Genomic DNA, 26736 nt, shown 5'->3' with positions numbered 1-26736 from the left:
TGCGGGACCCCCGCCCGCCCTTCGACAATCTCAGGGAACGGCAGGGGTCCTGTGCATCACGCCTTGGCGTCGTCGGCCGTGAACGGGAAGCCGAGGTGACGCAGCAGCGCACGACCCTCGTCGTCCGTCTTCGCCGTGGTCACGACAGTGATGTCGAATCCACGGACTCGGTCGATCTTGTCCTGATCGATCTCGTGGAACACGCTCTGCTCCTGGAGACCGAAGGTGTAGTTGCCGTTGCCGTCGAACTGCTTGCCCGACAGGCCGCGGAAGTCGCGGATACGGGGCAGCGCGAGCGAAACAAGACGGTCGACGAATTCCCACGCACGGTCGCCACGGAGGGTGACGTGCGCGCCGATCGCCTGGCCCTCACGCAGCTTGAACTGCGCGATGGACTTGCGTGCCTTCGTGACGATCGGCTTCTGGCCGGTGATCTTGGTGAGGTCCTCGACCGCGCCATCGATCACCTTGCTGTCGCGAGCCGCCTCACCGACACCGGTGTTGACGACGACCTTGACGAGGCCGGGGATCTGCATCACATTCTTGTAGCCGAACTCGTCCTGCAGCTTCTGCTGGATCTCGGCCTTGTACTTCTGCTTCAGGCGCGGCTGGATCTTGCCAGCCGGCGCGGCAGTGTCGGTGCTCATCAGAGGTCCTTACCGCTCTTCTTCGCGTAACGCACGCGGACGGTGCGCTTGACGCCGTCCTTGGTCCGCTCCTCGACCCGGTGACCGACACGAGTCGGCTTCTTGGTCTCGGGGTCGACGACTGCGACGTTCGAGATGTGGATGGGTGCCTCGATGGTCTCGAGGCCGCCCGTCTTGGTGCCACGCTGCGTCTGGCCGACGCGGGTGTGCTTGGTGACGTAGTTCACGCCTTCGACGATGACACGGTTGCGCTCGGCGAGGATCTCGAGGACCTTGCCCTGCTTGCCGCGATCTCCGCCGCGCTCGGGCTTGGCGCCCGAGATGACCTGAACCAGGTCACCCTTCTTGATTTTCGCCATGATCAGATAACCTCCGGCGCGAGCGAGACGATCTTCATGAACTTCTTGTCGCGAAGCTCACGACCGACCGGTCCGAAGATACGGGTGCCACGGGGCTCCCCGTCGGTCTTCAGGATGACGGCGGCGTTCTCGTCGAACTTGATGTAGGAGCCGTCCGGACGACGGACTTCCTTCTTGGTGCGGACGATGACCGCCTTGACGACGTCGCCCTTCTTGACGTTGCCGCCCGGGATCGCGTCCTTGACCGTGGCGACGATGGTGTCACCCAGACCTGCGTAACGGCGGCGTGAGCCACCGAGAACGCGGATCGTGAGCAGCTCCTTCGCGCCGGTGTTGTCGGCGACCTTGAGGCGGGATTCCTGCTGAATCACTATTACTCCTTAAGTAAGCCGAAGGCTTACTTGGCCTTCTCGACGATCTCGACCAGGCGCCAGCGCTTGGTGGCGCTGAGCGGACGGGTCTCACTGATGACAACGAGGTCGCCGATGCCCGCCGAGTTGGTCTCGTCGTGCACCTTGCGCTTCTCGGTACGGCGGATGACCTTGCCGTAGAGCGGGTGCTTCACGCGGTCTTCGACCTCGACGACGATGGTCTTTTCCATCTTGTCGCTGACGACGTAGCCACGCTGCGTCTTGCGGTAACCGCGAGCGTTCTCGTCACGCACATCGTGCGAGACGGGAGCTTCCGCTTCCTTCTTGGTGGCCATTACTCAGCCTTCCCTTCGGCGTCGGCCGAGGCATCCTCGGACTTCTTCGCCTTCGACTTGGACGCCTTCTTGGCCGGAGCCGGAGCGGCGGCGGGCGTCGCACGGATGCCCAGCTCGCGCTCGCGGATCACGGTGTACAGGCGCGCGATGTCGCGCTTGACGGCGCGGATGCGGCCGTGGCTCTCCAGCTGGCCGGTGGCCGACTGGAAACGGAGGTTGAACAGCTCCTCCTTGGCCTTACGCAGCTCCTCGACGAGGCGCTGGTCTTCGAACGTGTCGAGCTCTGCCGGAGCGAGCTCCTTGGTGCCGATCGCCATTACGCGTCGCCCTCCTCGCGCTTGATGATGCGTGCCTTGAGAGGCAGCTTGTGAATGGCTCGGGTCAGAGCTTCGCGAGCGAGTTCCTCGCTGACGCCTGCGACCTCGAAGAGGACGCGACCCGGCTTGACGTTGGAGACCCACCACTCAGGCGAACCCTTACCGGAACCCATGCGGGTCTCGGCAGGCTTCTTGGTGAGCGGACGGTCCGGGTAGATGTTGATCCACACCTTTCCACCGCGCTTGATGTGACGCGTCATCGCGATACGAGCTGCCTCGATCTGACGGTTGGTCACGTAAGCGGGTGTAAGGGCCTGGATGCCGAACTCGCCGAAGGAGACCTTCGTGCCGCCGGTAGCGTGACCGGTGCGACCCGGGTGGTGCTGCTTGCGGAACTTGACCTTACGGGGGATGAGCATTATGCCGACGCTCCTTCTGCAACAGGTGCCTCGTTGCGCGGGCCACGACGACGGTCGCCGCCACGGTCGCGCGAAGGCTTCTGGTTGGCCTGCTCGCGAGCAAGCTCCTTGGCGGTGAGATCACCCTTGTAGATCCAGACCTTCACGCCGATGCGGCCGAAGGTGGTCCGTGCCTCGTAGAAGCCGTAGTCGATGTTCGCGCGCAGCGTGTGCAGCGGCACACGACCTTCGCGGTAGAACTCCGAGCGGCTCATCTCCGCGCCGCCGAGGCGGCCGGAGACCTGGATGCGGATGCCCTTGGCACCAGCGCGCTGTGCGCCCTGGAGACCCTTGCGCATCGCGCGACGGAACGCCACACGAGCAGAAAGCTGCTCGGCGATGCCCTGTGCGACGAGCTGAGCGTCAGCCTCGGGGTTCTTCACCTCGAGGATGTTCAGCTGGATCTGCTTGCCCGAGAGCTTCTCGAGGTCGCCACGGATCCGCTCGGCCTCTGCACCACGACGACCGATCACGATGCCCGGACGGGCCGTGTGGATGTCGACGCGGACGCGGTCACGAGTGCGCTCGATCTCGATGTTCGATACACCGGCGCGATCGAGCTGCTTCTTGAGCAGGTTACGGATCTTGATGTCCTCGGCCACGTAGTCGGCGTAACGCTGACCTGCCTTGGTCGAGTCCGAGAACCAGCGCGAGACGTGATCCGTGGTGATTCCGAGGCGGAAGCCGTACGGGTTTACCTTCTGTCCCATTACTTGCTCGCCTTCTTCTTGCTTTCGCCGTCGGCTGCGACTGCAACCTCCGGCGTCGAGAGCACGACCGTGATGTGGCTCGTGCGCTTCTTGATCTGGAAAGCGCGACCCTGTGCGCGGGGGCGGAAACGCTTGAGCGTCGTGCCCTCGTCGACGTACGCGTTGACCACGTACAGGTCCTGCTCGTCGAGGTACTCGCCGTCGCGATCCGCCTTCACCTGCGCGTTGGCCATGGCCGACGCGACAAGCTTGTAGATCGGCTCACTGGCGCTCTGTGCTGCGAACTTCAGGATCGCAAGAGCCTCCTGGGCCTGCTTGCCCTTGATGAGCGCGACGACACGACGAGCCTTCTGAGGGGTCACGCGGATGTGTCGCACGCGTGCGATGGACTCCACCATTTCTCTCTCCTCTATCGTCCCCGCGTCAGCGGCGACGGCCCTTCTTGTCGTCCTTCTCGTGGCCGCGGAAGGTGCGGGTGGGCGCGAACTCGCCCAGCTTGTGGCCGACCATGCTCTCGGTGACAAACACAGGAATGTGCTTGCGACCGTCGTGGACCGCGATCGTGTGACCCAGCATGGCCGGGATGATCATGGACCGGCGAGACCAGGTCTTGATGACGTTCTTGGAACCGGCTTCGTTCTGCACGACGACCTTGCGAAGCAGGTGCTCGTCGACGAAGGGGCCCTTCTTGAGACTCCGTGGCATCTTCTTCTACTCCTACTTACGCTTCTTGCCGGCGGTGCGACGACGCACGATGTACTTGTCGCTTTCCTTGTTGGCGTGACGGGTGCGACCCTCAGCCTGGCCCCAGGGGGTGACAGGGTGACGACCACCGGAGGTCTTACCCTCACCACCACCGTGCGGGTGGTCGACAGGGTTCATGGCCACACCACGAACGGTCGGGCGGATGCCCTTCCAGCGGTTACGGCCGGCCTTACCCCAGTTGATGTTCGACTGCTCGGCGTTGCCGACCTCGCCGATCGTGGCGCGGCAGCGGGCGTCGACGTTGCGGATCTCGCCCGAGGGGAGACGCAGCTGGGCGTAGATGCCGTCCTTGGCGACGAGTCGCACCGAGGCACCTGCCGAGCGGGCGAGCTTTGCACCGCCACCCGGACGGAGCTCGATCGCGTGGATCACAGTACCGGTCGGGATGTTCTTCAGCGGGAGGTTGTTGCCCGGCTTGATGTCAGCCGATGCACCCGACTCGACGACATCGCCCTGGTTCAGCTTGTTCGGCGCGATGATGTAACGCTTCTCGCCGTCGAAGTAGTGCAGCAGTGCGATGCGTGCGGTGCGGTTGGGGTCGTACTCGATGTGAGCGACCTTGGCGTTGACGCCGTCCTTGTCATTGCGACGGAAGTCGATGACGCGGTACTGGCGCTTGTGGCCACCACCGATGTGACGGGTCGTGATGCGGCCCTGGTTGTTGCGACCACCGGTCTTCGAGAGCGGGCGCAGCAGCGACTTCTCCGGCGTCGATCGTGTGATCTCGGCGAAGTCAGCCACCGACGAGCCGCGGCGACCCGGGGTCGTGGGCTTGTACTTGCGAATAGCCATGATTGTCCTTTATCCCCCGGATCAGCCGATTGCCGTGAAGATGTCGATGGTGCCCGACTTCAGGCTCACGATGGCGCGCTTGGTGTCCTTGCGCTTTCCCGTGCCGAAGCGGGTGCGACGGGCCTTGCCGACGCGGTTGATCGTGTTGACCGAAGCAACCTTGACGCCGAAGATCTTCTCGATGGCGAGCTTGATCTCGGTCTTCGTAGCACGCGGGTCGACGAGGAAGGTGTACTTGCCTTCGTCGATCAGCGAGTAGCTCTTCTCAGAGACGACCGGCTTCAGGATGATGTCGCGGGGGTCCTTGTTGAACGCCGACTGGAGGGCGCCTACCTGCTCGGTCATGCCGAGACCTCCTCGGTTGTGCCGGTCTTCGAGGCGATGAAGCCCTCGAGCGCGGCCTTGGTGAAGACGATGTCGTCAGAGACGAGCACGTCGTACGCGTTGAGCTGGTCGAACGTCAGCACGTGGATGTTCGCAAGGTTGCGAATGCTCTTCGTGGTGATGTCGTCGCCTCGTTCGATCACGAGGAGAACGTTCTTCGACGTGACGACGGTCGTGAGGAAGCTCACGGCAGCCTTCGTCGAAGGCGCACCGTCGATGCCGAAGGACTCGATGGCGTGCAGACGGTCACCGCGGAAGCGGTCGCTGAGCGAGCCAAGGAGGGCCGCGGCGATCATCTTCTTGGGTGTGCGCTGCGAGTAGTCACGCGGCTTCGGGCCGTGGACGATGCCACCACCGGTCATGTGCGGCGCGCGGATCGAGCCCTGACGGGCGTTACCCGTGCCCTTCTGCTTGAAGGGCTTGCGGCCTGCACCGGAGACCTCACCGCGACGCTTGGTCGAGTGGGTGCCCTGGCGAGCCGCCGCGAGCTGCGCGACGACGACCTGGTGGATGAGCGGAATGTTCGTCTTGACGTCGAAGAGCGCGGCGGGCAGCTCGATCGAGCCTGCCTTCTTGCCGTCAGCCTTGAGGACGTCGAGCGCGAGAGACGAGTCAGCCATGGACTAGGCCCCCTTCACAGCGTTGCGGACGTAGACGACACGGCCACGTGCACCGGGAACAGCGCCCTTGACGAGCAGCAGTCCCTTGTCGGTGTCGATGGCGTGCACCGTCAGGTTGAGAACGGTCACGCGCTCGCCGCCCATACGGCCGGCCATGCGCATGCCCTTGAAGACGCGGCTCGGGGTCGAGGACGCGCCGATCGAGCCGGGCTTGCGGTGGTTGCGGTGCGAACCGTGAGATGCCGAAACGCCCTTGAAGTTGTGGCGCTTCATGACACCCGCGGTGCCCTTGCCCTTGCTGGTGCCGACGACGTCGACCAGCTGGCCTGCCTCGAAGAGACCGTCGACCGTGAGCTCCTGACCAAGCGAGTAGTCAGCAGCGTCCGCGGTGCGGATCTCGGTGACGTGGCGGCGCGGCGTGACGCCGGCAGCCTCGAAGTGGGCCGTGAGGGGCTGGTTCACCTTGCGCGGGTCGATCTGACCTGCCGCGATCTGAACAGCGTTGTAGCCGTCCTTCTCGGGCGTGCGGATCTGAGTGACCACGTTGGGTGCCAGCTCGATGACGGTGACGGGGACGAGCTTGCCGTCCGCGTTCCACACCTGAGTCATGCCGAGCTTGGTGCCCAGCATTCCCTTGGAAATCTTTGAGTTGATGTCAACCATGCCGAGCCTCAGAGCTTGATCTCGATGTTGACATCGGCCGGGAGGTCGAGACGCATCAGCGAGTCGACAGCCTTGGGCGTCGGGTCGACGATGTCGATCAGACGCTTGTGGGTGCGCATCTCGAAGTGCTCGCGGCTGTCCTTGTACTTGTGGGGCGACCGGATGACGCACACGACGTTCTTCTCGGTCGGAAGCGGCACCGGGCCGACGACAGTCGCGCCCGCACGGGTCACGGTGTCTACGATCTTGCGCGCCGACGAGTCGATGACCTCGTGGTCATACGACTTCAGGCGAATGCGGATTTTCTGTCCCGCCATTGTCTGTTCACTCTCTATAAGGCGTCTTACCGTCCTGGGCCGGGTGACCCAGGGGCATTGGACGCACGTCGACGCTGTTCGCGCCTCGGCACTTCTCTTCACCGGATGCTGCACCGTCTCCGGCCCAGCGCCCGAGAAAGGGCACCACTGTTCTTCTGTCATCCCGCGCATCTTTCGACGCACGGCAGAACCTCCGTGAGGAGGTGGTTGCTGTTCTGCCACCCGCGGCCTAGGTCCCTGCGCGCGATCTCCTCGGAGATGACGCCGCCTATGCACTGCCCTGGTGGTGATCCGGTGGGCACACAAAGTGCACCGCCGGAATGTGGAACCTGTCTATTCTGCCAGCCGGATTTCAGTTACGCAAACCCGGGCGTGTCGCGCATTCCGCCACCCCTCGACACGAGGCGTGCACCCGCTGCCGATGACATCCCGGCAGCGGGGTGAGGCATCCCCATGCCCCACCCCGCCTAGGGGAGTGCTCGGCGCGAGGGGGCACGCCGAACACGAGGATCACGACGCGAAGGGGCGCCGAGATCCTCGTCGATGGCGCGGCGGATCGACCGCCGCGCAGGCGGGGTGAGGCGTCGACGCACAGACGGCGCACGACGCGTGATGATCCCCAAAATCATTCCCCAGATTCATGCACAGCCTTGGCTGCGCATCCTCGGTTCGCCGAACCCCTTCGACGAACCCGGCCGCGTGATCCCCAGGCGGCTGGACTCATAGTACACGGAAGGGGCGACGCACCGAAGTGCGCCGCCCCTTCCGGAAGATCATCTACTCGTTGCCGACTGCCTTGTCCGCACTGTCGCGGATCTCATCGATCTTGTCGGCAGCACCGGGTGCCAGCTTCTTGGCGAAGTCGGCGACACCGTCGAGGACCTTGTCGCTGACGTCCTCGGCCTGCTCGCTCTTGACCGCCTCCGCGATCTTGTCCTTGTTCTGCTCGTACAGGTCTTTGCCCTTGTTGACGATGTCGTCCGTGCCCATTGCGGGTCCCCCTCGAGGTTGTGACGTCGGCTGAGTCTGCCGATCACTCTCATTGTGCACGGCATCCCCGGCAAAGGAAACCCTTGCCCACCCGTGACAACGACAGAGGGGCCGAGCCCGAAGGCTCGACCCCTCTGCGAGGAAGCGGATGCTTACTTGATGATGCTCGTGACCGTACCGGCGCCCACGGTGCGTCCACCCTCACGGATGGCGAAGCCGAGGCCCTCTTCCATGGCGATCGGCTGGATCAGCTCGACCGTCATGTCGGTGGTGTCGCCGGGCATGACCATCTCGGTGCCCTCAGGCAGCGAGATGACGCCGGTGACGTCGGTGGTGCGGAAGTAGAACTGCGGGCGGTAGTTCGTGTAGAACGGGTTGTGACGGCCGCCCTCTTCCTTCGACAGGATGTACGCGGTGCCCTCGAAGTTCGTGTGAGGGGTGACCGAGCCCGGCTGAACGACGACCTGGCCGCGCTCGACGTCTTCGCGCTTCAGACCGCGAAGCAGCAGACCACAGTTCTCGCCGGCCCATGCCTCGTCGAGCTGCTTGTGGAACATCTCGATACCGGTGACCGTGGTCTTCTGCGTCGCGCGGATGCCGACGATCTCGACCTCGGAGTTGATCTTGAGGGTGCCACGCTCGGCGCGGCCGGTGACGACCGTTCCACGACCGGTGATCGTGAAGACGTCCTCGATCGGCATGAGGAAGGGCTTGTCACGGTCGCGCTCCGGGTCCGGAACGCTGTCGTCGACAGCCTGCATGAGCTCGAGGATCGCGTTGACCCACTTCTCTTCGCCCTCGAGCGCCTTGAGAGCCGAGACCTGGACGACAGGAGCGTCCTCGTCGAAGCCCTGGCCCGCGAGCAGCTCGCGAACCTCGAGCTCGACGAGCTCCAGGATCTCCTCGTCGTCGACCATGTCGCTCTTGTTCAGCGCGACGAGCAGGTACGGCACGCCGACCTGCTTGGCGAGCAGAACGTGCTCACGGGTCTGAGCCATCGGGCCGTCGGTGGCGGCGACCACGAGGATGGCACCGTCCATCTGAGCTGCACCGGTGATCATGTTCTTGACGTAGTCGGCGTGGCCGGGGGCGTCAACGTGCGCGTAGTGGCGCTTGGGGGTCTCGTACTCGATGTGCGAGATGTTGATCGTGATACCACGCTGGCGCTCTTCCGGCGCCGAGTCGATGGAAGCGAAGTCACGCTGCACGTTGGTGTCGGACGGGTACTTGTCAGCGAGCACCTTGGAGATGGCTGCCGACAGCGTCGTCTTGCCGTGGTCGACGTGACCGATCGTTCCGATGTTCACGTGCGGCTTGGTGCGCTCGAACTTGGCCTTGGCCACTTGGTCCTCCTCAGGACGTTCGTGTAGAGATTGCCGAGCACTGGATTGTGACCGGTTCCCTACGGGGTTTGATTCTCAGTTTAGTAGAGAGAGCTTTGTGAAGTTGTGTGTTGTCCGGGCGGCCACAGGCCGCCCGGACGAAAGGGCTTACTCGCCCTTGGTCTTCTGGACGATCTCGTCGGCCACGGCCCTGGGGACCTCGGCGTAGGAGTGGAACTCCATCGAGTAGACAGCGCGACCCGAGGTCTTCGAGCGCAGGTCGCCGATGTAACCGAACATCTCGGACAGCGGAACCTGTGCACGGACGACCTTGACGCCTGCGGCGTCCTCCATCGACTGGATCTGACCACGACGCGAGTTCAGGTCACCGATGACATCACCCATGTACTCCTCAGGAGTACGAACCTCAACAGCCATGAGCGGCTCGAGAAGAACGGGGTTGGCGCGGCGGAGGGCTTCCTTGAAGCCCATGGAACCAGCGATCTTGAACGCCATCTCCGAGGAGTCGACGTCGTGAGCTGCACCATCGACGATGGTCGCCTTGACGCCCACGATCGGGAAGCCGGCGAGAACGCCGACGTTCATGGCGTCCTGGAAACCGGCGTCGATGGATCCGATGTACTCACGCGGGATGCGACCACCGGTGACGGCGTTCACGAACTCGTAAGTCTTCTCGGCGTCCAGATCCAGCGGCTCGATGTTGAACTGGATCTTCGCGAACTGACCCGATCCACCGGTCTGCTTCTTGTGCGTGTAGTCGTACTTCTCGACGGCCTTCTTGATCGTCTCGCGGTACGCCACCTGGGGCTTGCCGACGTTCGCCTCGACGTTGAACTCGCGCTTCATGCGATCCACGAGGATGTCGAGGTGCAGCTCGCCCATGCCCTTGATGGTCGTCTGACCGGTCTCGGGGTTGAGCTCCGTGCGGAAGGTCGGGTCCTCCTCAGCGAGCTTCTGGATGGCGACACCCAGCTTCTCCTGGTCGGCCTTGGTCTTCGGCTCGATGGCGACCTCGATGACGGGCTCAGGGAACGTCATCGACTCGAGGACGACCGGCGACGTCGGGTCGGTGAGGGTGTCACCGGTGGTGGTGTCCTTCAGGCCGATGACCGCGTAGATGTTTCCGGCGGTCACAGACGGCACCGGGATCTCCTTGTTGGCGTGCATCTGGAAGATCTTCCCGATGCGCTCCTTCTTGCCCTTGGTCGAGTTGATGACCGCAGAGCCGGAATCGAGGTGACCCGAGTAGACGCGAACGTAGGTGAGGCGACCGAAGAACGGGTGCACTGCCACCTTGAACGCCAGAGCCGCGAACGGGTCGTTCGCGTCGGGGTGACGCTCGATGATCGTGTCGTAGTCCTTCGGGTCGTGCGCCTGAATGGCACCGACGTCGAGGGGGTTCGGGAGGTAGTCGACCACCGCGTCGAGCATCGGCTGCACGCCGCGGTTCTTGAATGCCGAGCCGCACAGGACCGGGTAGATCTCCGAAGCGACGGTGAGCTTGCGGATCGCGCCCTTGATCTCGGCGACCGAGAGCTCTTCACCGCCGAAGAACTTCTCGAGCAGCGCGTCGTCGGTCTCCGCGACGGTCTCGAGGAGCTGCTGACGGTACTCGTCAGCCTTGTCCTTGAGGTCGGCAGGGATCTCCTGGATCTCGTACTTGGCACCCATGGTCACGTCACCCTTGGAGTCACCCTCCCAGACGAGTGCACGCATCTCGACGAGGTCGATGACACCGATGAAGTCGTTCTCCGCGCCGATGGGCAGCTGAATGACGAGCGGCTTCGCGCCGAGGCGGTTGATGATCGTGTCGACCGTGAAGTAGAAGTCAGCACCGAGCTTGTCCATCTTGTTGACGAAGCAGATGCGCGGGACGTTGTACTTGTCAGCCTGACGCCACACCGTCTCGGACTGGGGCTCGACGCCCTCCTTGCCGTCGAAGACGGCGACTGCGCCATCGAGGACGCGGAGCGAGCGCTCCACCTCGACGGTGAAGTCCACGTGACCGGGTGTGTCGATGATGTTGATCTGGTTCTTGTCCCAGTAGCAGGTCACGGCGGCAGACGTGATCGTGATGCCGCGCTCCTTCTCCTGCTCCATCCAGTCGGTGGTCGAGGCGCCATCGTGCGTCTCGCCGAGCTTGTGGTTGACGCCCGTGTAGAACAGGATGCGCTCGGTGGTGGTGGTCTTGCCGGCATCGATGTGCGCCATGATGCCGATGTTGCGGACCTTGCTCAGGTCGGTGAGCACGTCTTGTGCCACAGGAGTGTCCTTATCTTCGAGATGTCGCTGAGCGACGAGGTGAAGGGTGTCGGTCAGGGGCGGAGACCGCCCCTGACCGAGCGAAGCTGTTTACCAGCGGTAGTGAGCGAACGCGCGGTTCGACTCGGCCATCTTGTGAGTGTCCTCACGACGCTTGACCGCAGCGCCCAGGCCGTTCGAGGCATCCAGGATCTCGTTCTGGAGACGCTCTGTCATGGTCTTCTCGCGACGGCCCTTGGCGTAGCTGACGAGCCAGCGCAGCGCGAGGGTGTTCGCACGGTGAGGCTTGACCTCGACCGGGACCTGATAGGTCGAGCCACCGACGCGGCGGCTGCGAACCTCAAGGGTGGGGCGCACGTTGTCGAGCGCCTTCTTCAGTGTGGCGACGGCATCCTGGCTGTTCTTCGCCTCGACGCCGCGGAGGGCGCCGTAGACGATCGACTCTGCCAGCGACTTCTTGCCGTCGACGAGGATCTTGTTCACCAGCGAGGTGACGATCGGAGCGCCGTATACCGGGTCGTTGACGACGGGGCGCTTGGGGGCGGGACCCTTACGAGGCATCTAACTCAACCCTTCTTCGCACCGTAGCGGGAACGAGCCTGCTTACGGTTCTTGACTGCCTGGGTGTCCAGGGCGCCACGGACGATCTTGTAACGCACACCGGGGAGGTCCTTGACACGACCGCCGCGGACGAGCACCAGGGAGTGCTCCTGCAGGTTGTGGCCCTCGCCGGGGATGTAGGCGGTGACCTCGGCCCCGTTGCGGAGCTTCACACGAGCGACCTTGCGCATCGCCGAGTTCGGCTTCTTCGGGGTGGTGGTGTAGACGCGGGTGCATACCCCGGCCTGCTGCGGGTTCGACTTGAGCGCCGGCGCCTTGGTCTTTGTGACCTTGGGCGAGCGACCCTTGCGAACCAACTGCTGAATGGTTGGCACGTTCTCTCCTCATAATGCTGCACGGTGACAGCGTGATGGGTTTCACATCATGACCCACCGGCACGCCTGATCAGGCGTGCTTTTGGTGTGGTGGGTATGCCGTGGGGGCAGACCGGTATGGACCGGCGCCCGTGTGCAGGCACGCCGAGACGTGCACACACCTGATCAAGTGTAATGCCGCGTAACGTACGCGGTCAAATGACGGCGGATGCCGCGGTTCGTCGGCGTGTCCGAAGCCGCCTCCACTCGTTCCCCGCACATCTCGTCACCGCAGATCTCGGATGCGAGCCACCACCGTGTCGGCATCTCCGCTGCGCCTCTCGTACGTGACGGCGATGATGAGCAGCACCGCGCCGACCACGGCCAGCGTGATCCACCACGGCATCGACTCGATCCCGCGGCCGATCTGCACCGAGAAGACGAACACGTTCTCGATCGGCAGCACGATCATGCCGAGGAGGAAGGGTGCCGCAAGGCGCCTGCCTGCTCCGACCATGATCGCGGCGAGTGCGAGCACCATGACGAGGATCGCGCGCCACGTCAACGGATCGGTGAAGGTCGCGGCGATCGACGCGCTCATCATCGTGATGATTCCCGGGGCCAACAGCGGCCACGAGCCGGCGTGACCGGCCGGCCAGGCATTCAGCCCGCCTCCGCTCTGCGCCCTCCCTCGTCGCAGCGCATGGATGCCGGCCAAAAGGAGGAACGCGCCGAGCGGCAGCGAGAACCACTCCACCCTCAGGTCGCGTGGACTCCACGCCACCACCGCCGTGACGAAGGCGATCGCGAACAGGAACCACACCGGAGGAAGCACCGTGCGCTCCGCGCGCACTGCAGCGGTGAGCATGAGGGCGAGGATCCCGATCATCAGCGCCCACATCAACCAGATCGAATCCCAATCCCGCTCGATCGCGCACCAGGTGCCTGCGGCAAGCGCGAGTGCGGCGGGCGCGTATGTCCAGCGAGATGTGCGCAAAGGTGAATCCGCACGCGCTGCGGCACGGATGCCTCGTCCGGCGCACACCAGGATGATCGCCGCCACTGCGGAGATCGTGGTGCAGGCGAGGAACAGGGCTGCTCCGTGCAGGAAGACGAGATCGGCTCCGAGGCCCATCCTCACGCCCTGGATCGGACCAGCGATCGCCGCGACCCCCGCAGCGACGAGAGTCGGCGGCACGAGCGTACGCATCCGCGCGGTGCGCGACTTCCGGCCGATGCGAGCGAACCAGGTGGCCACGCCCAGCAGTACCGCGCCTCCGGCGAGCAGTGAGATGGCCCGCCACGGCAGGTCCGCGGCGGTGCGCGCATCCGGCTCCACGAGAACGAGCAACCCGAGACTCGGCACGACGGCGATGCCGAGTCCCGCAGCGTAGAGGCCGCGCACATCGAGCCCCCGCGCACTGAGGACGGCGGCGATCGCACCTGCGGCGAGCGCCGGTGGAAGCAGGTAGGCCTCGAGCAGATCGACGCCGTTCATCGTCCACACGCACCACAGCGCACCGGTGAACGCGGCACCGGCCACCCACCATCCGTAGCGGCGGCGGGTGAACACCGCACTCGCCGCGGCACCGACGCCGAGGATCACGAGCACGAGGAACGTGGTGCCGAGGCCGGCGGCTTCCCTCGCAAGCGCGAGGACGGTGGCGATCGACCCGGTCAACAGCGCCGACGCCTCGATCGCGATACGCGCGGCCGCCGCAGCATCCGCAGGCAGGCCATTGCGACGCAGCGCGTCACGGATCAGTGTCGTGCTCGGCAGAATGAGCGCCACGATCGCGGCGATCACGGGCAGGGTGACAGGCGAAGCACTGACAGCGAGCACCTGCGCCCCGAGGCACACGACGACGACCGCGACGGTGGGCACCAGCATCCCGCTCGCGACCGTCCGAAGCACGATGTTGAGACCAGGGCGTCTGGTCAGCACCAGCGACAGGGCGAGAGCGAACATGAGCGCGGTCGAAAGAGCGGTCCAGCCGCTGCGCTCGAAGATCACCTGCACGATGCCGGCCGCGAACGGCACTGTCGTGACCACGAGCACGGCGTACCAGTCGCGTGCGCGGACACGCGGCAGGAACGTCACGATGATCGCTCCGACAAGCCCGGCCGACGTCACCAGACACAGGACCGCGATGCTGCCGAGGTCGGTCTGCGCGAGAGCCTGTCCGAGGCACACGAGCGCATAGGCGAAGCCGGCGCCGACGTGCAGGAATCGGACGCTGCTCGGCAGGATCCTGCTCGCCAGAGCCAGCACGGCGATCACTCCGATCCCCGACAGCGGCGCAGTGTGCGGGTCGAGCCAGGAGATGAGGATGCCGACCGCGACGGCAGCGTGGACTCCGACCACCAGCACGATGCGGTGCGGGGCGGGTGTCCTGTTCGTCCTGCTCAGAGCGAGCGCCATGGTGGCGGCGACGCCCAGCACGACGACGAGACGAGCCGCGAGAGGCAGAAGGCCGCTGCATGCAAGGGTGAGCACCGTCATCACCCCGGCGCCGAGGGCGACGAGGTCAGTCGCCCTGGCGAAGCCGCGCAGGGTCTGACGTCGCGCGTTCACGGCGCGCGCATCGAGGCTCTCGCCGATATCGAGGCTCTCGCCGGCATCGCGATCGCGGGCGAGGCCGCCGAACAGGGCGAGCCCCGAGGCGACACCTGCCATGCCGATCAGTGGCGCCCACGCCCACGGCTCTGCCTGCACCGCCGTGCCGTCCCCGCGCACCACGGCCGTCAGTGCGTCGAGGAATGTCGTGGACGCGTACAGCAGTGGAAGCAACCCGAGCACGGCGACCACCGCGATCCCGCCCGTTGCGAGCGTCGAGCGCACGACCTCGCGCATCCCCGGCGCCACCGCGACCGATGCGAAAGCGAACGCCGCCGCAGTAGGGAGCACGGCCGGCAGCCACTCAGCAGCCGTGTGCGCCACCGGAGATGAGACCGCGAGGACGAGTGCGATCGTCGCGGCACCGCCGGCGACGAAGCTCCACCAGCGCCGCAGCGAGTGGCCGGCGGCCAAGGCTGCGTGAAGCGTGATCAGCGCGAACGCCGCGCTGAGGCCGAGCATGCCCACGACCGTGATCCCGAAGGAGAGCGCGCCGAACGCGGAAAGCGGTACGGCACTGAGCACTGCGATGACCTGGAACGCGGCGAGTGAGCGCCTCGCGGTCCGCGGCGACGCCGTGACGAGCGCAGCGGCGGCGAAAGCAGAACCGAGGTGTCCGAGTGCCCAGACGTAGGTCGACGCGGCCGCGTATCCGAGCATGGCCGGCACCGTCGCGATACCGAGCATCGCGGCCCATTGCCACACTCGGATCTGCGAGAAGCGGCCCGCTACGAGCATCACGGCTCCGGCGACTGTCGTGGCGAGAGCGGCGAGCAGCCAGGTGCCGGAGTCAGTGATGCCGAGTTGCGCGAAGGCGTAGACGTCAAGGCACACGAAGACCAGCCCGAGCGCGCCGACCGCTTCAGCGGAGAACTGCAGTCCGCGGCGCGCGAGCATCCACGCACCGCCGAGGAAGACGAGGGTCACCAGCCCGACGACCGCGCTGCGAACGCCACGGTCGGAGAGGTCGGGATTCAGGAACGTGAAGATGAGTGCGGCGATCGCGAACAGTCCGGCTCCGGCGATCGCGAGGACGGACTGGATGGTGGCGCTGGAGCGCGGACGCTCCGGTTGCGCCGACGAGTGCGTGCCGGGAGAAGCAGGCGGAGGAGCGGCCGCTGTCGGGAGAGCCGACGCAGCGGCGCCTGCCGATGCGAGCGGCGTGCCGGCCCCGGCCGTCGTCGGGGCGAACGCCGAAGTCCGGGGTGCGCGGCTCAGCACCGCATCGCGGGCGCGGAGCGCGTGCGCGGCCGTGGCTGAGGCCTCCCACAGCTCGACACCGTAGGCGCCGCGAAGGTCTGCGCCGCAGCGGGGGCAGCATCCGTCGGCCAGCCGTTCAACGGCGCACACGGGGCAGGTCGTGGCATCGAGCAGGTGCAGGGCGATGCTCTCGCCCCAGCTGATCGTGTCGGTCGGCGTGCTCATCACTCCCCCGCTTCTGTCTCGGTGTTCGCGTCCGGGGTCCACCGCAGGATGTCGCCCGGCTGACATTCGAGCACCTGGCAGATGGCGTCGAGGGTGGTGAACCGCACGGCCTTGGCCCGCCCGTTCTTGAGCACCGCGACGTTCGCCGGGGTGATGCCGATGGCATCCGCGAATTCCTGAACACTCATCTTCTTGCGCGCTAGCTGCACGTCGAGGTCGATGACGATGGGCATCAGACGACCTCGGACATGTCCTGCTCGAGTTCGAGCGCCTTGCGCAGCAGCCCGCGCAGCACGACGACGAGGAGGGCGAGGGCGGCACTGACGACGATGCCGAGGATCGCGAGCAACGTGAGCGAGAGCGAGACCGCACGGCTCGCGATGATCACCACGTACGAGATGGCGATGATGGCTCCTGCCGCGGCCAGCGCCCAGAGGATGATGTCGACGTACCGGAAGGCGTCTGCGCTGAAGATGCGCTCGGCGCGCACAAGGGAGAGCAGTCGCCACACGCAGATGAGCGTGACCTGCACGAGCGCCAGGAAGATGATCGCGCCGATGATGCCGGGAATCTCAAGCTGAGCGACGTCGGGGTTGCGGAGCGCCGTGACGCGCGCCACCTCGGGGATGACCAGGATCTGGCTGGCGAGCAGCAGCAGGATCATCACGGCGATCAGGGTCTTGAGCACGGCGGTCACACGTGGTTGCATCAATCTGCCTATCGATAAGCGGCTGGTATCTATCGAAAAACGATAGCCCTCCGCGCTCCCCAACTCCAGCCGACGCCCGCGCTCACAGGAAATCCACGGGTGGTGGCGCGGGGGGCAGCGTGAGCTCGAGACCGAGCCGACTGCACGAAACCGACCATGCGCGGCTCTGTGTCATGCCGCGAACTCGGTCTCGATGTCAGGGCGTCTCGGGATCGAAGGGCGAGTCCAACGACGACGTCAGCTCCTCGAGCAGCGCCTCGATCTGAGGTTCGACGTGCTGAGAGATGGCGGCCTGCACGTTGAGGCGGTGCCGCAGCAGGATTCCGCAGATCTCGCGACCGATCATGTTCGCGTACTCGTCGGCGAGGGCGACCTCCTGCCGGAGCGCGGCTTTGGCCTCCTCGGTCAGCGGAGGCAGGGGCGGAAGTTCGATGCTCTCTTCGTCGGCGAGCCCGGCGATGGTGAACAGGAACGGTGCGCCCGGCACGGGTTCAGGGTCGAGCGGCAGTCCCTCGAACTCCGGCTCGAGATCTTCAGAGGGCCGGTAGCTGCGGGCGCGGTTGCGCGCCGCTTGCTGGTCGAGTTCCTTCTGCAGCATCGGCAGGTTGCGTGCGGTGTACTCGGCGACCGAGTGATCCACGATCGTCTTGATGCGTGTCGAGAGGCCATGCTGCACGCCGTGCGGAACATTGCCACCGATACCCGCCGCAGAGAGGATGGGAGAGCCGAGACAGCGACGACACGGAGCGACACGTCCGCGATGAGTGGCGGGCTCCCAGCGCGGCACCCAGCGCAGCCAGGCCTCGACGGCCTGGTCGACCTGCGTCTCTAGCGACCGCTCCACGTTCTCCAGAATAGGGTCATCCCCGCGAATATCGCGTGAGTCGATCAGTTCTCGTCGATGTCGTCGCGCTCCCACGGCCAACGCGGACGCTTCGCGCGCGTGCGCCGCAGCGCGACACCGGCCCAGGCTGCGATCGCCGCGGTCGCGAGAATCACGAGACTCGCACCCCCGGTGACGAGCTCGCCCATGACCGCCAGCGCGTTGACGAACTCGCCCGTGACGACGACTCCGGCGATCCCCGCGGCGAGCAGGTGCGCGAGCGCTGTCGCGATCGCGATCGTCCACACCGACCGGAAGCGCGGGTGCTCGATGCGCACGGCGAGGTAGAGGATGCCTGCGAACACCGCGACCGCGAAGACCATGCCGACGATGCCGGGGGCCTGCCCCGTCTCAGGCACCGTGATGATGTCGGCATCCGTCACCACGCTCAGCGCACCGAGGCTGAAGACCGCGATCGCGAAGAACCCGATCGTCGTCATCGCCGTCGCCTGGACAGCCGAAACCCCCGCAGGCACTGGGCCGCGGGGGTCGGGCGAGGAAGTGTCCGTGATTACCTCGAAAGGGTCGGGCCGGCCTCGAGCGTGCGCTCGTACTCACGCTGAGCCTCGATGTTGAGCTCGGTCTTGCGTGCGCCGCTGCGAGCGACCCATGCGCCGAACCAGATGGTGAGCTCGCGTCCGAAGACGAATGCGGCGATCGCGAGAGGTGCGAGCAACTGGCTGCCGACGAGCTCGTTGCCCTCGGACGTCGAGATCAGCCAGAACGGCGCCTCGAACAGCTGGCCGAGGATGTGTCCGGCGTAGGCGAACAGGCCGACGATGATGCCGAAGACGACCCAGAGGCCCCAGCGGCCGCGGTTGATGATGGCGCCGAGCAGCCAGAATCCGACGAAGAACACGACGACCGGAACCCAGAAGCCCCACGTCGTGAGAGGTGCCAGCGCGGCCTCGCCGATGTTCTCTCCGGTGACGTCGCCTGCGAGGGCGCCGAGACCGAGAGCAGTGCCGAGGTACAGGATCGCGAACACGAGGGTCGCGAGCAGCCCGATCGCTGCCGCTGTGCCGCGGTTGCCCCGATCGCGCGGGGGCTCAGGCGCCTGCACGAAGATCGGCTGCTGCTGCTGTGCGACCGGCGCGACTACGACGGCCGGCTCCGAAGGGACGACTCGTGTCTCGGCATCGTCTGCCACAGGGGGCAGATATGCGGTGTCTGCGATGGAGTCCGTGTGCACCGCATCCGCGTCGGACGTCCTCGACTCACGGTCTGAGCCGAACAGACCCGCCGGGGCCGCCGTTCCCTCTGCACGATAGCCCGCGTTCGGGCGGTCGTCGGCACGGTCGTCGAAGGACTCGGATCGCTCGTTGAGCTCAGGTGTCGCGAATGTTCCGGGGTGAGACTTCTCGGCCTCTTCGAACGCGGCGAGATCAGGATCGGCGGCGGCATGGTCGACAGCAGCCGGCTCGACCGAGGTCTGGTCGACGGAATCACGTTCGCCACGAACCTCGGCGCCTGCCGCAGCGGCGTCGGCAAGTCCCTCGTTCGCGCTGTCGACGACGTCGTTGACGTCTTTCGGCCGCTCGGGCTGGGGAACCTCGGGGTCACTCATGGGTGCGCCTCTCGTCGGATATGTGCAGTGCGAGGTTATCGCCGTGCGGCCCCGCGGCCTCGGAGGCGTGCCGACGTGTCGCATGACCGGGCGGTTCTGCGGCCGTTCACCCCTCGCCGGGATCGATGGCGCGAAGCGTGTCGCCGACGTAGTCGATCATCACAGGGGCCATCGGCAGCGCGAGCCAGAGAAGCGCGGCGATGACGCCGGCGCAGAATACGCCGGCGATCCAGCTCATCGCCGGATTGCGTCCGCCCACCTGTGCCATGACTCCAAGGTAGGGCCAGCGCGGGCGTCCGCCTCAGATGACACGCGTGGAACGTCGCGCGATCATCGTCCCTGGCGGGCACGAGGTGGCGCAGGTGGTCGGGTCAGCGCGCGCGATGCGGCACGCCGAGGCACCTCACGGGCGATCTACCGGACACGCCCGCCACTTGGTGGCGTAGATGGTCGCTTCACGGCACGCAACGCGGCGTGTTGCGACACCTCGCGAGAGGATCGCCGCACCCACCGGGCACGAGGTGACGCCGGGCCGTCGGTCAGCGGCGGCGCAACCGCCACAGGAGCCAGCAAGCCTCCCGATCCAAAAGTCGCGGCGCAGCTCTTCAGCAGTCGGTCAGCCCTTCGTGGCGCCGGCCGTCAGCCCTCCGACGATGTACTTCTGCAGGAAGAGGAACAGGATCATCACCGGGATGGCGGCCATCACCGCACCGGCCGAGAACGCCGACCAGTCCGCGTAGCGCGGGTTGGAGACGAGCTTGGTGAGACCGACGACGAGCGTCTGCTGCTCCGGGTCGATCAGGATGACGCTCGCCACGACGTACTCGTTCACCGTACCGATGAACGACAGCAGTCCGACGACGGCGAGGATCGGGGCGACCAGGCGCAGGATGATCGTGAAGAAGATACGAGCGTGACCGGCGCCGTCGATGCGAGCCGCCTCGTCGAGCTCCTTCGGGATCGTGTTGAAGAATCCGTACATCAGGTAGGTGTTCACACCGAGCGCCCCACCGAGGTAGACGAGGATCAGGCCCGTGTGGGTGTTGAGGCCGATCGCGGGGAACCAGTCCCCCAGCGTCGTCATCAGCAGGAAGATCGCCACCACAGCCAGCAGTTGCGGGAACATCTGGACGACCACGATCGTGACGAGCCCGACGCGGCGACCGGCGAATCGCATACGCGAGAAGGCATATGCCGCGCACGCGCCGATGAACACGGTCGTGAAGCCTGTGACGAGCGCGATCACGAGGGTGTTCAGGAACCACAGCCCGTACGGGTTCTGCGGGTCGCTGAGGATGCGCACGTAGCTGTCGATGCCGATCGCGGAGAACAGCTGGTTCGAACCGGTCAGCGTGCCCCGAGGGTTGAGCGACGCCGAGAGCACGTACAGCAGCGGGAAGATCGCGAAGAGACTCGCGACGATGGCGACGAGGTGGCGCCAGCCGGTATCGGCGAACCATGCACCGAAAGAACGACGACGACGCGTGAGAGGAGCGGGAGCAATGGTCATCTCAGTTCAACTCCTCGAGGGCCTTGGTCTTTCGGAAACTGATGATCGAGATCGCGGCGACCACGATGAAGATCAGGATCGTGAACGCGGAGGCGAGTCCGTAGTCACGGGTCTGTCCCGTGAACGCCACCTTGTAGACCATCGAGATCAGGATGTCTGTGTGCCCGACGGGTATCGACACGTCATCGAAGCGCGGCCCGCCCTTGGTGAGCATGTAGATCAGGTTGAAGTTGTTGAAGTTGAACGCGAACGAAGAGATCAGCAGCGGCGTCACGGTCACCAGCAGCAACGGGAGCTTGATGCGCCGGAAGACCTGCCATGGGTTCGCGCCGTCCATGACGGCGGCCTCGTTGACGTCCTCCGGAATGCCCTGCAACGCCCCCATGCAGACCAGGAACATGTACGGGAAGCCGAGCCACAGGTTCACGATCAGCACCGACACCTTCGCCAGGACAGGGTCGGTGAGCCATGGGATGGATGCTCCGCCGAACACGACCTGGTTGAGGAAGCCGAAGCTCTCATTCATCATTCCGGCCCAGACCAGCGCCGAGAGGAAGGCGGGGAACGCGTACGGAAGGATGAGCAGGATGCGGTAGCCGTTGCGGAAGCGCATCCTGGTGTTGTTGAAGACGATGGCCAGCAGCAGACCGAGGAAGAAGGTCGTTGCGACCGAGATCAGCGCGAACGCGAATGTCCAGATCGTCACGGAGATGAGCGGCCCGCGGATCGAGCTGTCGGTGATCGCGCGCACGAAGTTGTCGAATCCGACCGTGATCTGCCAGCCGGGAAGCAACTGCTCACCGTCCGCGGCGGTGAACGCCCCGGTGCCGTCGTCGCTGTAGACGGTGCCGGATCGCACGTCGGTCATGGTGCCGGCGGCCTCGTCGTACTCGAGCGTGGAGACGTAGAGGAAGCCGCTCTGCCCGTCCGGCGTGCGGATCGCGCCGTCATTGGGGTCGTCACTGAAGTCGACCGACAGCTGCTCGACCTCGCTCGATCGAGCGAGCACCTGAGCGAAGGTCAGCGACTCCCACCCATCGATCGCGACGGCGCGATCGCCGTCCATCCGAGCCCCGTCGACTTCCTGCAGCGGCTGCTCGTTCGTGCCGACCGACACGTCGCCGTCGTCCGGATCGGTGACGAGCAGTCCGAGAGTCCCGAACTGCTCCACCACTGTGACGGGGAATGTCGGAGAGTCCTCGACGCGCTCCTGGGCGGATGCCATCAGGGCGGACACCGCCTGGTCCTTGCTGCCGTTGTGGCCTGTGCCGTAGTTGGTGAACCCGATGTACCCGGTGTACAGCAGTGTGAAGACCTGAAAGAGGATCAGGAAGATGATGCCAGGGGTGAGGTATTTCGCCGCGACGCGTTTGCGCGAGAAGTAGATGTAGTTGACAAGGACCGCGACAGCGACGACCAGCCCGAGAACCAGCCATTCCTGGTGCGTGAAGAGCACGAACGCCGCATAGAGGGCGACGGCGTCGACGACCGCGAGCAGCAGGATCTTCAGAAGCATCCAACCGATTCGGCCGGATGCTGCTTCCGCGATGTCCGCGGCCTGACGCTGTCGTCTCGTCGGCGGCGTCTGCGGCTCTGTGGTGGTGGTCGTATCGGTCATCTCTCGCCCCGTCATCGATCTGCCGGGGAGAGGCGAACGCCTCACCCCGGCAGAAGGAACAGTGTTACTTGATCGCTGCCGTCACGTCGTCGACGAGCTTCTGCCACGTCGACGCGGGGTCGGCCCCATTGATGACAGCCGCCTCGGTGACGCCCCAGAACTCCCACACGGAACCCATCGCCGGGATCGCCGGCATCGGGACGGCGTCGGCGCCCACAGCCTGGAACCCGGCGATGATCGGGTCGGATGCTGCCGTGTCGGCTGCGGCGGTGAGGGCCGGGAGGATGTTGCCCGACTCGAACAGCGCCAGCTGCACGTCCTCGGTACCGAGGTAGTTCACGAGGAAGTCGTTCGCCGCGACCTTGTTCTTCGAGTCTGAGCTGACGAAGAAGCCCTTGACTCCGGCGAAGGGCGAGGCGACCTCAGCGGTCGGGCTGGGGATCGGGTCGATCTCGACGTTGATACCAGCCTCGACTGCTGCGCCGACGTTCCACGGGCCGGTCAGCCAGAATGCGGCCTGGCCGTCGATGAACTGCTGCTTGGCAATCTCACCGTCGATGTCGGTGTTGAGCGTGCCCGCCGCACCCTGCGCGCCGAGCCACGTGGCGAACTCGGTGCCACCTGCGCTGCCGAGCTGAAGGTCGGTGGCGTCGTACGATCCGCTGTCGTCTGTGCCGAACACCGGTGCGCCGAACGCGGTCTGGAACGGGTAGAGGTGGTACGGGTTGCCCTCGGCGCCCTGCTCGACGACGAACGGCTGGGCGAGGCTTGCGGCCTGGCCCTTGGCGATCATGTCGTCGAAGTCGGTGGCGGCTTCGGGGATCAGGTCGGCATTGCGTAGCACCGCGATGTTCTCGACGGCGTACGGAAGCATGTAGACGGTGCCGTCGTAGGTCGCTGCCTGCAGCGCGACCGGCAGATAGTCCTCGGCGCTGTCGCCGAGCTCGAGCGGGGCGACGACGCCGTTCGTCGAGAGTTCGCCGAGCCAGTCGTGAGCGCCCATCGTGATGTCGGGGCCCTTGCCGGTCGGAACCTGCTGGATGAAGTCATCCTTGATCGTGTCGACGTCCTTCGCGACGACATCGACCTTGACACCGGTCTTGTCCTCGTACGCGTCCGCCGCTCCCTTGAGAGCGTCGACGCGCTCGGCGTCGACCCAGACGACGAGCGAACCCGCATCGCCCTCGGCGTCTGCGGAATCGTCAGTGGCTCCGGCGGCGCAGCCTGCCAGCGTCAGCGTCGAAACGACGGCGATCGCGCCGAACGCGGCGATGCCCCTCATGTTCACCTTCATTGGTGTGTGCCTCTCTCAGTGCGTGATCGACCGGCACTGCCGGTGGGTGCACCGGTGCGGCCGCTCGTGCCTGCAATCCTGCAAGCGCTTACAGTATGCATCGAAAACGTCTCGGGATGCAACGCATCACAGCGCTGATATCAAGCTGTGATAGTGACGTGACGACGCTGATGCCCGTGGAAGCGCTTCCATCTTCGTACTCCGGATGCGGGATCGATAGACTGAGCCCATGGCAGACTCATCGTTCGACATCGTCAGCAAGGTCGACCACCAAGAGGCGGAGAACGCACTCAATCAGGCGCGCAAGGAGATCGAGCAGCGCTACGACTTCAAGGGCACGGGCTCGTCCGTCGAGTGGAGCGGTGAGTCCATCCTGATCAAGGCGAACACCGAGGAGCGCGCGAAGGCTGTACTCGACGTGTTCCAGTCGAAGCTCATCAAGCGCGGCATCTCGCTGAAGAGCCTCGAGTCGGGTGATCCGTTCGCGAGCGGCAAGGAGTACCGCATCGTCTCCACCCTGAAGGACGGCATCTCCTCCGAGAACGCGAAGAAGATCAGCAAGATCATCCGTGACGAGGGCCCGAAGAGCGTGAAGAGCCAGATTCAGGGCGATGAACTGCGCGTGCAGTCCAAGAGCCGCGACGATCTGCAGGCGGTCATCGCGCTGCTCAAGGGCTCCGACCTGGACGTCGACCTGCAGTACATCAACTTCCGCTAGAGCGCGCCCACCCCGTGACCCAGCGCTCCAACCGGGCGTAGGCGTCGTCGCGTGCGGCTCTACGCGACAGGAACACATCGTGAAGTGCGCCGTCGATGCGTTCGACGGTCACGGAAGACCCGAGCTTGAGCGCCCGCCGCGCGATGTCGTCGACCACGAGCACGGTGTCGGCCGAGGTGAGCTCTTCCGACCAGCGGTTCGGCACCGCCGAGCGGGCCGAGAGCAGCACGCATACCGGCGACGCGATCGAGAGGCCGTCATCGAGGGCGCGATGACCGCGCAGGATCGCGTGCAACCAGCCGGCATGCACGGGCATCGAGGGGACCGGCCGCCACGCCGGGTTCGTCTCCACCACGTCATCCGGATCGGCGGCCTCGGCCTGCGCCCGCGCATAGAAGCCGAGGTCGATCTGCGGTGCCACATCGAGCGGCCGCAGTCGCGCCTGCAGTTCCACCACAGGTGCGATCGCGGCGCGCAGTGGCGCGAGCTGGAACTCGAGCCACGGCGAGTTGAGGATGACAGCGGACGCGGCACCCGGATGTCGTGATGCCCACAGACTCAGCACCAGCCCTCCGGTCGAATGGCCGATCAGCACCAGACGACGGGCACCGCGCGATGTGTCAGCATCTTCTGCGATCACCTCGAGCGCGGCGGCGACGTCTTCGTCATACTTCGAGAGATCGGAGATGTACCCCGGCGTCTGGCCGCCGCGGAGGCTGCGGCCGTACTTTCGCAGATCGAGGGCGAAGAAGCGTGCCCCGCGGGAGGTCCAGAATCGCGCCAGGCGCTTCTGGAAGAAGTAGTCCGACCAGCCGTGCACATAGAGCACGTCGACGCCGTCGAGCAGAGGCATCGAATCGCTCGAGGACGCGTCGCCCAGCCTGCGGACGAGCCTCTCCCACAGCCCGAGGGGGCGCGCGTCGGCTGACACAGGCAACGCCCGCACCAAGGTCGCGACGATCGCACCCTCGTCATCCTCGCCGAGCGGGAGCGTGCGCTGCTCGAACTCATCGCCCAGCACGTCGGCAGCCCATTCGGTCATGGGGTCCATGCTATTCATCGCGGCGCGGGCATGGCCTCGATCTCCGCAGCGTTGGCGGCGACGGCTTCCGCGACCGGTTCCAGATCGCCCGATGAACCGGTTCCGGTCAGCCTGATCCAGTCGGCGCCGACGAGGATGTCGATGAACGGGGCCGGGTACGTCGAAGTGCCGCCCATGCCGGAGTAGGCCTTGTCAGCCCCAGTCACCGTGATCGGCGTCCGGCCCTCGATCAGATCGAACGCCCACGCCCCGCCGGGGAGATCAGTCAGCTGCAGGTGCTGCACACCGTCGTACTCACCACCGTCGCCGTAGATGCAGATGACGGCACCATCGACGACGAGATACACCTCGGCCGGGACACCCCAACCGCCGAACTCGTCGGTGAGGTGCGTGGTGACCCCCCACAGCTCGCCGAGCCGCGCCGACGCCATCAGCTGTTCGCAGTCGGCGCCGGCGACCTCGGACGCAACGACTTCGAACGGCTCCTCCTGCTGGCCCGCGGATGCATTCTCCGCCCACGTCTGGGCGAGAGCACGCGCGCCCTCCGTGGCGTCGGATGCGATCTGCGCTGAGTGGACGCTCCCGACCAGCAATGCGTCCCCTGCACGGGCCATGAGGGTGCACGAGCCCTCGAGGCATTCTGACGGCTGCTCGGCATACCCGTTGGAGACCAGCGAATTGATCATGCGCTGGGCGTCGGGGACGATCACCACCTCCCAGGCGTCCTGCATCCCGTCCGCTCGCTGTTCGCCGTCGTAGGCGCACACCATGCCGCCAGCGCGCTTCATCATGAACTCCGCCGGCCCCGGGTACCAGTTCGGCGCGGATGCCAGGCTCATGCGTTCTTTGACGCCGTCTGCGCCGAACCCGACGAAGTCGTTCATCGCGACCGCCACATCGGCACAGTCGATATCGAAGACGCTCTCGGGCTCGCTGACGGGCGGCACCTCCGCCGTGCTGGACGGCGACGGCGACGGTGACGGCTTCGGGCTGGGGTCCGCGGCCACAGGCCCACCCGTGCATCCGGCGAGGAGCGCCACCAGGATGGGTGCGACGACGGCAGCGGCGAGCACACGCGTGTTCATGCGCTCAGCTTAGGGTGCCGC

At 65.6% G+C, this 26736-nt stretch carries 32 protein-coding genes; 1 reads left to right on the top strand and 31 read right to left on the bottom strand.

Translation table 11 applies throughout. The features are described 5' to 3' along the window. Positions 1–56 precede the first annotated feature (56 nt). From rplE to ACP7AR_RS17075, 29 genes are all read right to left on the bottom strand, one after another. A complete protein-coding gene (gene rplE, locus ACP7AR_RS17215; protein WP_426188472.1) occupies positions 57–647 on the bottom strand; it encodes a 50S ribosomal protein L5 in 591 nt (196 codons plus the stop codon). After that, a complete protein-coding gene (rplX, locus tag ACP7AR_RS17210; RefSeq protein ID WP_426188470.1) occupies positions 647–1006 on the bottom strand; it encodes a 50S ribosomal protein L24 in 360 nt (119 codons plus the stop codon). The genes rplE and rplX overlap by 1 nt, the downstream gene beginning before the upstream one ends. Positions 1007–1008: 2 nt before the next feature. Continuing rightward, positions 1009–1377 carry a 50S ribosomal protein L14 gene (gene rplN, locus ACP7AR_RS17205; protein WP_033106061.1) on the bottom strand — a complete coding sequence of 123 codons (369 nt, stop codon included), beginning with the start codon at positions 1375–1377 and terminating at the stop codon, positions 1009–1011. Positions 1378–1403: 26 nt separating this feature from the next. Beyond that, positions 1404–1712 (bottom strand): 30S ribosomal protein S17, encoded by a 309-nt coding sequence (gene rpsQ, locus ACP7AR_RS17200; RefSeq protein WP_426188468.1) that lies wholly within the window; start codon positions 1710–1712, stop codon positions 1404–1406. Then, positions 1712–2029: a 50S ribosomal protein L29 gene (gene rpmC / locus ACP7AR_RS17195; RefSeq protein WP_036275974.1), complete on the bottom strand. Its 318-nt coding sequence runs from the start codon at positions 2027–2029 to the stop codon at positions 1712–1714. The genes rpsQ and rpmC overlap by 1 nt, the downstream gene beginning before the upstream one ends. Then, positions 2029–2448 carry a 50S ribosomal protein L16 gene (rplP, locus tag ACP7AR_RS17190; RefSeq protein ID WP_426188465.1) on the bottom strand — a complete coding sequence of 140 codons (420 nt, stop codon included), beginning with the start codon at positions 2446–2448 and terminating at the stop codon, positions 2029–2031. The genes rpmC and rplP overlap by 1 nt, the downstream gene beginning before the upstream one ends. After that, complete coding sequence (gene rpsC / locus ACP7AR_RS17185) at positions 2448–3197, bottom strand: 30S ribosomal protein S3 (RefSeq protein ID WP_188434541.1); 750 nt, start codon at positions 3195–3197, stop codon at positions 2448–2450. Before rpsC ends, rplP begins: the two co-directional genes overlap by 1 nt. Further along, complete coding sequence (gene rplV, locus ACP7AR_RS17180; RefSeq protein ID WP_426188463.1) at positions 3197–3595, bottom strand: 50S ribosomal protein L22; 399 nt, start codon at positions 3593–3595, stop codon at positions 3197–3199. The genes rpsC and rplV overlap by 1 nt, the downstream gene beginning before the upstream one ends. 25 nt (positions 3596–3620) lie before the next feature. Next, a complete protein-coding gene (gene rpsS, locus ACP7AR_RS17175; protein WP_234001509.1) occupies positions 3621–3902 on the bottom strand; it encodes a 30S ribosomal protein S19 in 282 nt (93 codons plus the stop codon). 12 nt (positions 3903–3914) lie between these two features. Further along, positions 3915–4754, bottom strand: a complete 840-nt coding sequence (rplB, locus tag ACP7AR_RS17170; protein WP_426188460.1) for a 50S ribosomal protein L2 — start codon at positions 4752–4754, stop codon at positions 3915–3917. A gap of 21 nt (positions 4755–4775) precedes the next feature. After that, entirely contained in the window at positions 4776–5099 is a 324-nt protein-coding gene (gene rplW, locus ACP7AR_RS17165) for a 50S ribosomal protein L23 (RefSeq protein ID WP_033106054.1), read from the bottom strand. After that, complete coding sequence (gene rplD, locus ACP7AR_RS17160; protein ID WP_033106053.1) at positions 5096–5758, bottom strand: 50S ribosomal protein L4; 663 nt, start codon at positions 5756–5758, stop codon at positions 5096–5098. Before rplD ends, rplW begins: the two co-directional genes overlap by 4 nt. A gap of 3 nt (positions 5759–5761) precedes the next feature. Continuing rightward, on the bottom strand, positions 5762–6421 hold the full coding sequence (rplC, locus tag ACP7AR_RS17155; protein ID WP_426188457.1) for a 50S ribosomal protein L3: 660 nt from the start codon (positions 6419–6421) through the stop codon (positions 5762–5764). An 8-nt stretch (positions 6422–6429) separates the two neighbouring features. Then, the gene (gene rpsJ / locus ACP7AR_RS17150) at positions 6430–6738 is read right to left on the bottom strand and encodes a 30S ribosomal protein S10 (RefSeq protein WP_030147986.1); all 309 of its coding nucleotides are present in this window, start codon (positions 6736–6738) and stop codon (positions 6430–6432) included. A 777-nt stretch (positions 6739–7515) separates the two neighbouring features. Beyond that, entirely contained in the window at positions 7516–7728 is a 213-nt protein-coding gene (locus ACP7AR_RS17145; RefSeq protein ID WP_426188455.1) for a hypothetical protein, read from the bottom strand. Positions 7729–7880: 152 nt separating this feature from the next. Next, entirely contained in the window at positions 7881–9071 is a 1191-nt protein-coding gene (gene tuf, locus ACP7AR_RS17140; protein WP_426188453.1) for an elongation factor Tu, read from the bottom strand. Positions 9072–9218: 147 nt separating this feature from the next. Continuing rightward, the gene (gene fusA, locus ACP7AR_RS17135) at positions 9219–11333 is read right to left on the bottom strand and encodes an elongation factor G (RefSeq protein ID WP_426188451.1); all 2115 of its coding nucleotides are present in this window, start codon (positions 11331–11333) and stop codon (positions 9219–9221) included. A gap of 90 nt (positions 11334–11423) precedes the next feature. Further along, positions 11424–11894 (bottom strand): 30S ribosomal protein S7, encoded by a 471-nt coding sequence (gene rpsG, locus ACP7AR_RS17130; protein WP_033106048.1) that lies wholly within the window; start codon positions 11892–11894, stop codon positions 11424–11426. Positions 11895–11899: 5 nt separating this feature from the next. Further along, entirely contained in the window at positions 11900–12268 is a 369-nt protein-coding gene (gene rpsL, locus ACP7AR_RS17125) for a 30S ribosomal protein S12 (protein ID WP_033106047.1), read from the bottom strand. Positions 12269–12533: 265 nt separating this feature from the next. After that, positions 12534–16289 (bottom strand): SCO7613 C-terminal domain-containing membrane protein, encoded by a 3756-nt coding sequence (locus tag ACP7AR_RS17120; RefSeq protein WP_426188449.1) that lies wholly within the window; start codon positions 16287–16289, stop codon positions 12534–12536. Beyond that, entirely contained in the window at positions 16289–16522 is a 234-nt protein-coding gene (locus ACP7AR_RS17115) for a helix-turn-helix domain-containing protein (protein ID WP_426188447.1), read from the bottom strand. Before ACP7AR_RS17115 ends, ACP7AR_RS17120 begins: the two co-directional genes overlap by 1 nt. After that, complete coding sequence (locus ACP7AR_RS17110) at positions 16522–16998, bottom strand: DUF2975 domain-containing protein (protein ID WP_426188445.1); 477 nt, start codon at positions 16996–16998, stop codon at positions 16522–16524. Before ACP7AR_RS17110 ends, ACP7AR_RS17115 begins: the two co-directional genes overlap by 1 nt. 196 nt (positions 16999–17194) lie before the next feature. Further along, entirely contained in the window at positions 17195–17842 is a 648-nt protein-coding gene (locus ACP7AR_RS17105) for a spermidine/putrescine ABC transporter substrate-binding protein (RefSeq protein ID WP_426188443.1), read from the bottom strand. 44 nt (positions 17843–17886) lie between these two features. Then, complete coding sequence (locus ACP7AR_RS17100; protein ID WP_426188441.1) at positions 17887–18321, bottom strand: hypothetical protein; 435 nt, start codon at positions 18319–18321, stop codon at positions 17887–17889. A 71-nt stretch (positions 18322–18392) separates the two neighbouring features. Beyond that, the gene (locus tag ACP7AR_RS17095; protein WP_426188439.1) at positions 18393–19448 is read right to left on the bottom strand and encodes an ABC transporter; all 1056 of its coding nucleotides are present in this window, start codon (positions 19446–19448) and stop codon (positions 18393–18395) included. Between the two features lie 106 nt (positions 19449–19554). Beyond that, complete coding sequence (locus ACP7AR_RS17090; RefSeq protein WP_426188437.1) at positions 19555–19716, bottom strand: hypothetical protein; 162 nt, start codon at positions 19714–19716, stop codon at positions 19555–19557. Positions 19717–20064: 348 nt separating this feature from the next. Next, a complete protein-coding gene (locus ACP7AR_RS17085; protein WP_426188435.1) occupies positions 20065–20958 on the bottom strand; it encodes a sugar ABC transporter permease in 894 nt (297 codons plus the stop codon). A gap of 1 nt (position 20959) precedes the next feature. Continuing rightward, positions 20960–22576, bottom strand: coding sequence for an ABC transporter permease subunit (locus ACP7AR_RS17080; RefSeq protein WP_426188433.1), 1617 nt, complete (start codon positions 22574–22576; stop codon positions 20960–20962). A 64-nt stretch (positions 22577–22640) separates the two neighbouring features. Next, the gene (locus ACP7AR_RS17075) at positions 22641–23870 is read right to left on the bottom strand and encodes a sugar ABC transporter substrate-binding protein (protein ID WP_426188431.1); all 1230 of its coding nucleotides are present in this window, start codon (positions 23868–23870) and stop codon (positions 22641–22643) included. A 229-nt stretch (positions 23871–24099) separates the two neighbouring features. On the opposite strand from ACP7AR_RS17075, the gene ACP7AR_RS17070 reads away from it, so the two are divergent. Further along, entirely contained in the window at positions 24100–24588 is a 489-nt protein-coding gene (locus ACP7AR_RS17070; RefSeq protein ID WP_426188429.1) for a YajQ family cyclic di-GMP-binding protein, read from the top strand. Here ACP7AR_RS17070 and ACP7AR_RS17065 read toward each other — a convergent pair. Together ACP7AR_RS17065 and ACP7AR_RS17060 are read right to left on the bottom strand one after the other, a co-directional pair. After that, the gene (locus tag ACP7AR_RS17065) at positions 24575–25630 is read right to left on the bottom strand and encodes an alpha/beta hydrolase (RefSeq protein WP_426188427.1); all 1056 of its coding nucleotides are present in this window, start codon (positions 25628–25630) and stop codon (positions 24575–24577) included. The genes ACP7AR_RS17070 and ACP7AR_RS17065 overlap by 14 nt on opposite strands. 14 nt (positions 25631–25644) lie before the next feature. Continuing rightward, positions 25645–26715 (bottom strand): hypothetical protein, encoded by a 1071-nt coding sequence (locus tag ACP7AR_RS17060; protein ID WP_426188425.1) that lies wholly within the window; start codon positions 26713–26715, stop codon positions 25645–25647. Positions 26716–26736: the final 21 nt, after the last annotated feature.

It is taken from the genome of Microbacterium sp. TWP3-1-2b2 (assembly GCF_049896145.1).
Taxonomy (GTDB): Bacteria; Actinomycetota; Actinomycetes; order Actinomycetales; family Microbacteriaceae; genus Microbacterium.
The sequence above is the reverse complement of the archived record's forward strand: the minus strand, read 5'-3'. Positions and strand labels throughout refer to the sequence as shown.

Coding starts and splice junctions, on each gene's coding strand:
- rplE (WP_426188472.1), bottom strand. CDS start 647: ATGAGCACCGACACTGCCGCGCCGGCTGGCAAGATCCAGCCGCGCCTG.
- rplX (WP_426188470.1), bottom strand. CDS start 1,006: ATGGCGAAAATCAAGAAGGGTGACCTGGTTCAGGTCATCTCGGGCGCC.
- rpsQ (WP_426188468.1), bottom strand. CDS start 1,712: ATGGCCACCAAGAAGGAAGCGGAAGCTCCCGTCTCGCACGATGTGCGT.
- rpmC (WP_036275974.1), bottom strand. CDS start 2,029: ATGGCGATCGGCACCAAGGAGCTCGCTCCGGCAGAGCTCGACACGTTC.
- rplP (WP_426188465.1), bottom strand. CDS start 2,448: ATGCTCATCCCCCGTAAGGTCAAGTTCCGCAAGCAGCACCACCCGGGT.
- rpsC (WP_188434541.1), bottom strand. CDS start 3,197: ATGGGACAGAAGGTAAACCCGTACGGCTTCCGCCTCGGAATCACCACG.
- rplV (WP_426188463.1), bottom strand. CDS start 3,595: ATGGTGGAGTCCATCGCACGCGTGCGACACATCCGCGTGACCCCTCAG.
- rpsS (WP_234001509.1), bottom strand. CDS start 3,902: ATGCCACGGAGTCTCAAGAAGGGCCCCTTCGTCGACGAGCACCTGCTT.
- rplB (WP_426188460.1), bottom strand. CDS start 4,754: ATGGCTATTCGCAAGTACAAGCCCACGACCCCGGGTCGCCGCGGCTCG.
- rplW (WP_033106054.1), bottom strand. CDS start 5,099: ATGACCGAGCAGGTAGGCGCCCTCCAGTCGGCGTTCAACAAGGACCCC.
- rplD (WP_033106053.1), bottom strand. CDS start 5,758: ATGGCTGACTCGTCTCTCGCGCTCGACGTCCTCAAGGCTGACGGCAAG.
- rplC (WP_426188457.1), bottom strand. CDS start 6,421: ATGGTTGACATCAACTCAAAGATTTCCAAGGGAATGCTGGGCACCAAG.
- rpsJ (WP_030147986.1), bottom strand. CDS start 6,738: ATGGCGGGACAGAAAATCCGCATTCGCCTGAAGTCGTATGACCACGAG.
- ACP7AR_RS17145 (WP_426188455.1), bottom strand. CDS start 7,728: ATGGGCACGGACGACATCGTCAACAAGGGCAAAGACCTGTACGAGCAG.
- rpsG (WP_033106048.1), bottom strand. CDS start 11,894: ATGCCTCGTAAGGGTCCCGCCCCCAAGCGCCCCGTCGTCAACGACCCG.
- ACP7AR_RS17120 (WP_426188449.1), bottom strand. CDS start 16,289: ATGAGCACGCCGACCGACACGATCAGCTGGGGCGAGAGCATCGCCCTG.
- ACP7AR_RS17115 (WP_426188447.1), bottom strand. CDS start 16,522: ATGCCCATCGTCATCGACCTCGACGTGCAGCTAGCGCGCAAGAAGATG.
- ACP7AR_RS17110 (WP_426188445.1), bottom strand. CDS start 16,998: ATGCAACCACGTGTGACCGCCGTGCTCAAGACCCTGATCGCCGTGATG.
- ACP7AR_RS17100 (WP_426188441.1), bottom strand. CDS start 18,321: ATGACGACGATCGGGTTCTTCGCGATCGCGGTCTTCAGCCTCGGTGCG.
- ACP7AR_RS17095 (WP_426188439.1), bottom strand. CDS start 19,448: ATGAGTGACCCCGAGGTTCCCCAGCCCGAGCGGCCGAAAGACGTCAAC.
- ACP7AR_RS17090 (WP_426188437.1), bottom strand. CDS start 19,716: ATGGCACAGGTGGGCGGACGCAATCCGGCGATGAGCTGGATCGCCGGC.
- ACP7AR_RS17085 (WP_426188435.1), bottom strand. CDS start 20,958: ATGACCATTGCTCCCGCTCCTCTCACGCGTCGTCGTCGTTCTTTCGGT.
- ACP7AR_RS17080 (WP_426188433.1), bottom strand. CDS start 22,576: ATGACCGATACGACCACCACCACAGAGCCGCAGACGCCGCCGACGAGA.
- ACP7AR_RS17075 (WP_426188431.1), bottom strand. CDS start 23,870: ATGAAGGTGAACATGAGGGGCATCGCCGCGTTCGGCGCGATCGCCGTC.
- ACP7AR_RS17070 (WP_426188429.1), top strand. CDS start 24,100: ATGGCAGACTCATCGTTCGACATCGTCAGCAAGGTCGACCACCAAGAG.
- ACP7AR_RS17065 (WP_426188427.1), bottom strand. CDS start 25,630: ATGACCGAATGGGCTGCCGACGTGCTGGGCGATGAGTTCGAGCAGCGC.
- ACP7AR_RS17060 (WP_426188425.1), bottom strand. CDS start 26,715: ATGAACACGCGTGTGCTCGCCGCTGCCGTCGTCGCACCCATCCTGGTG.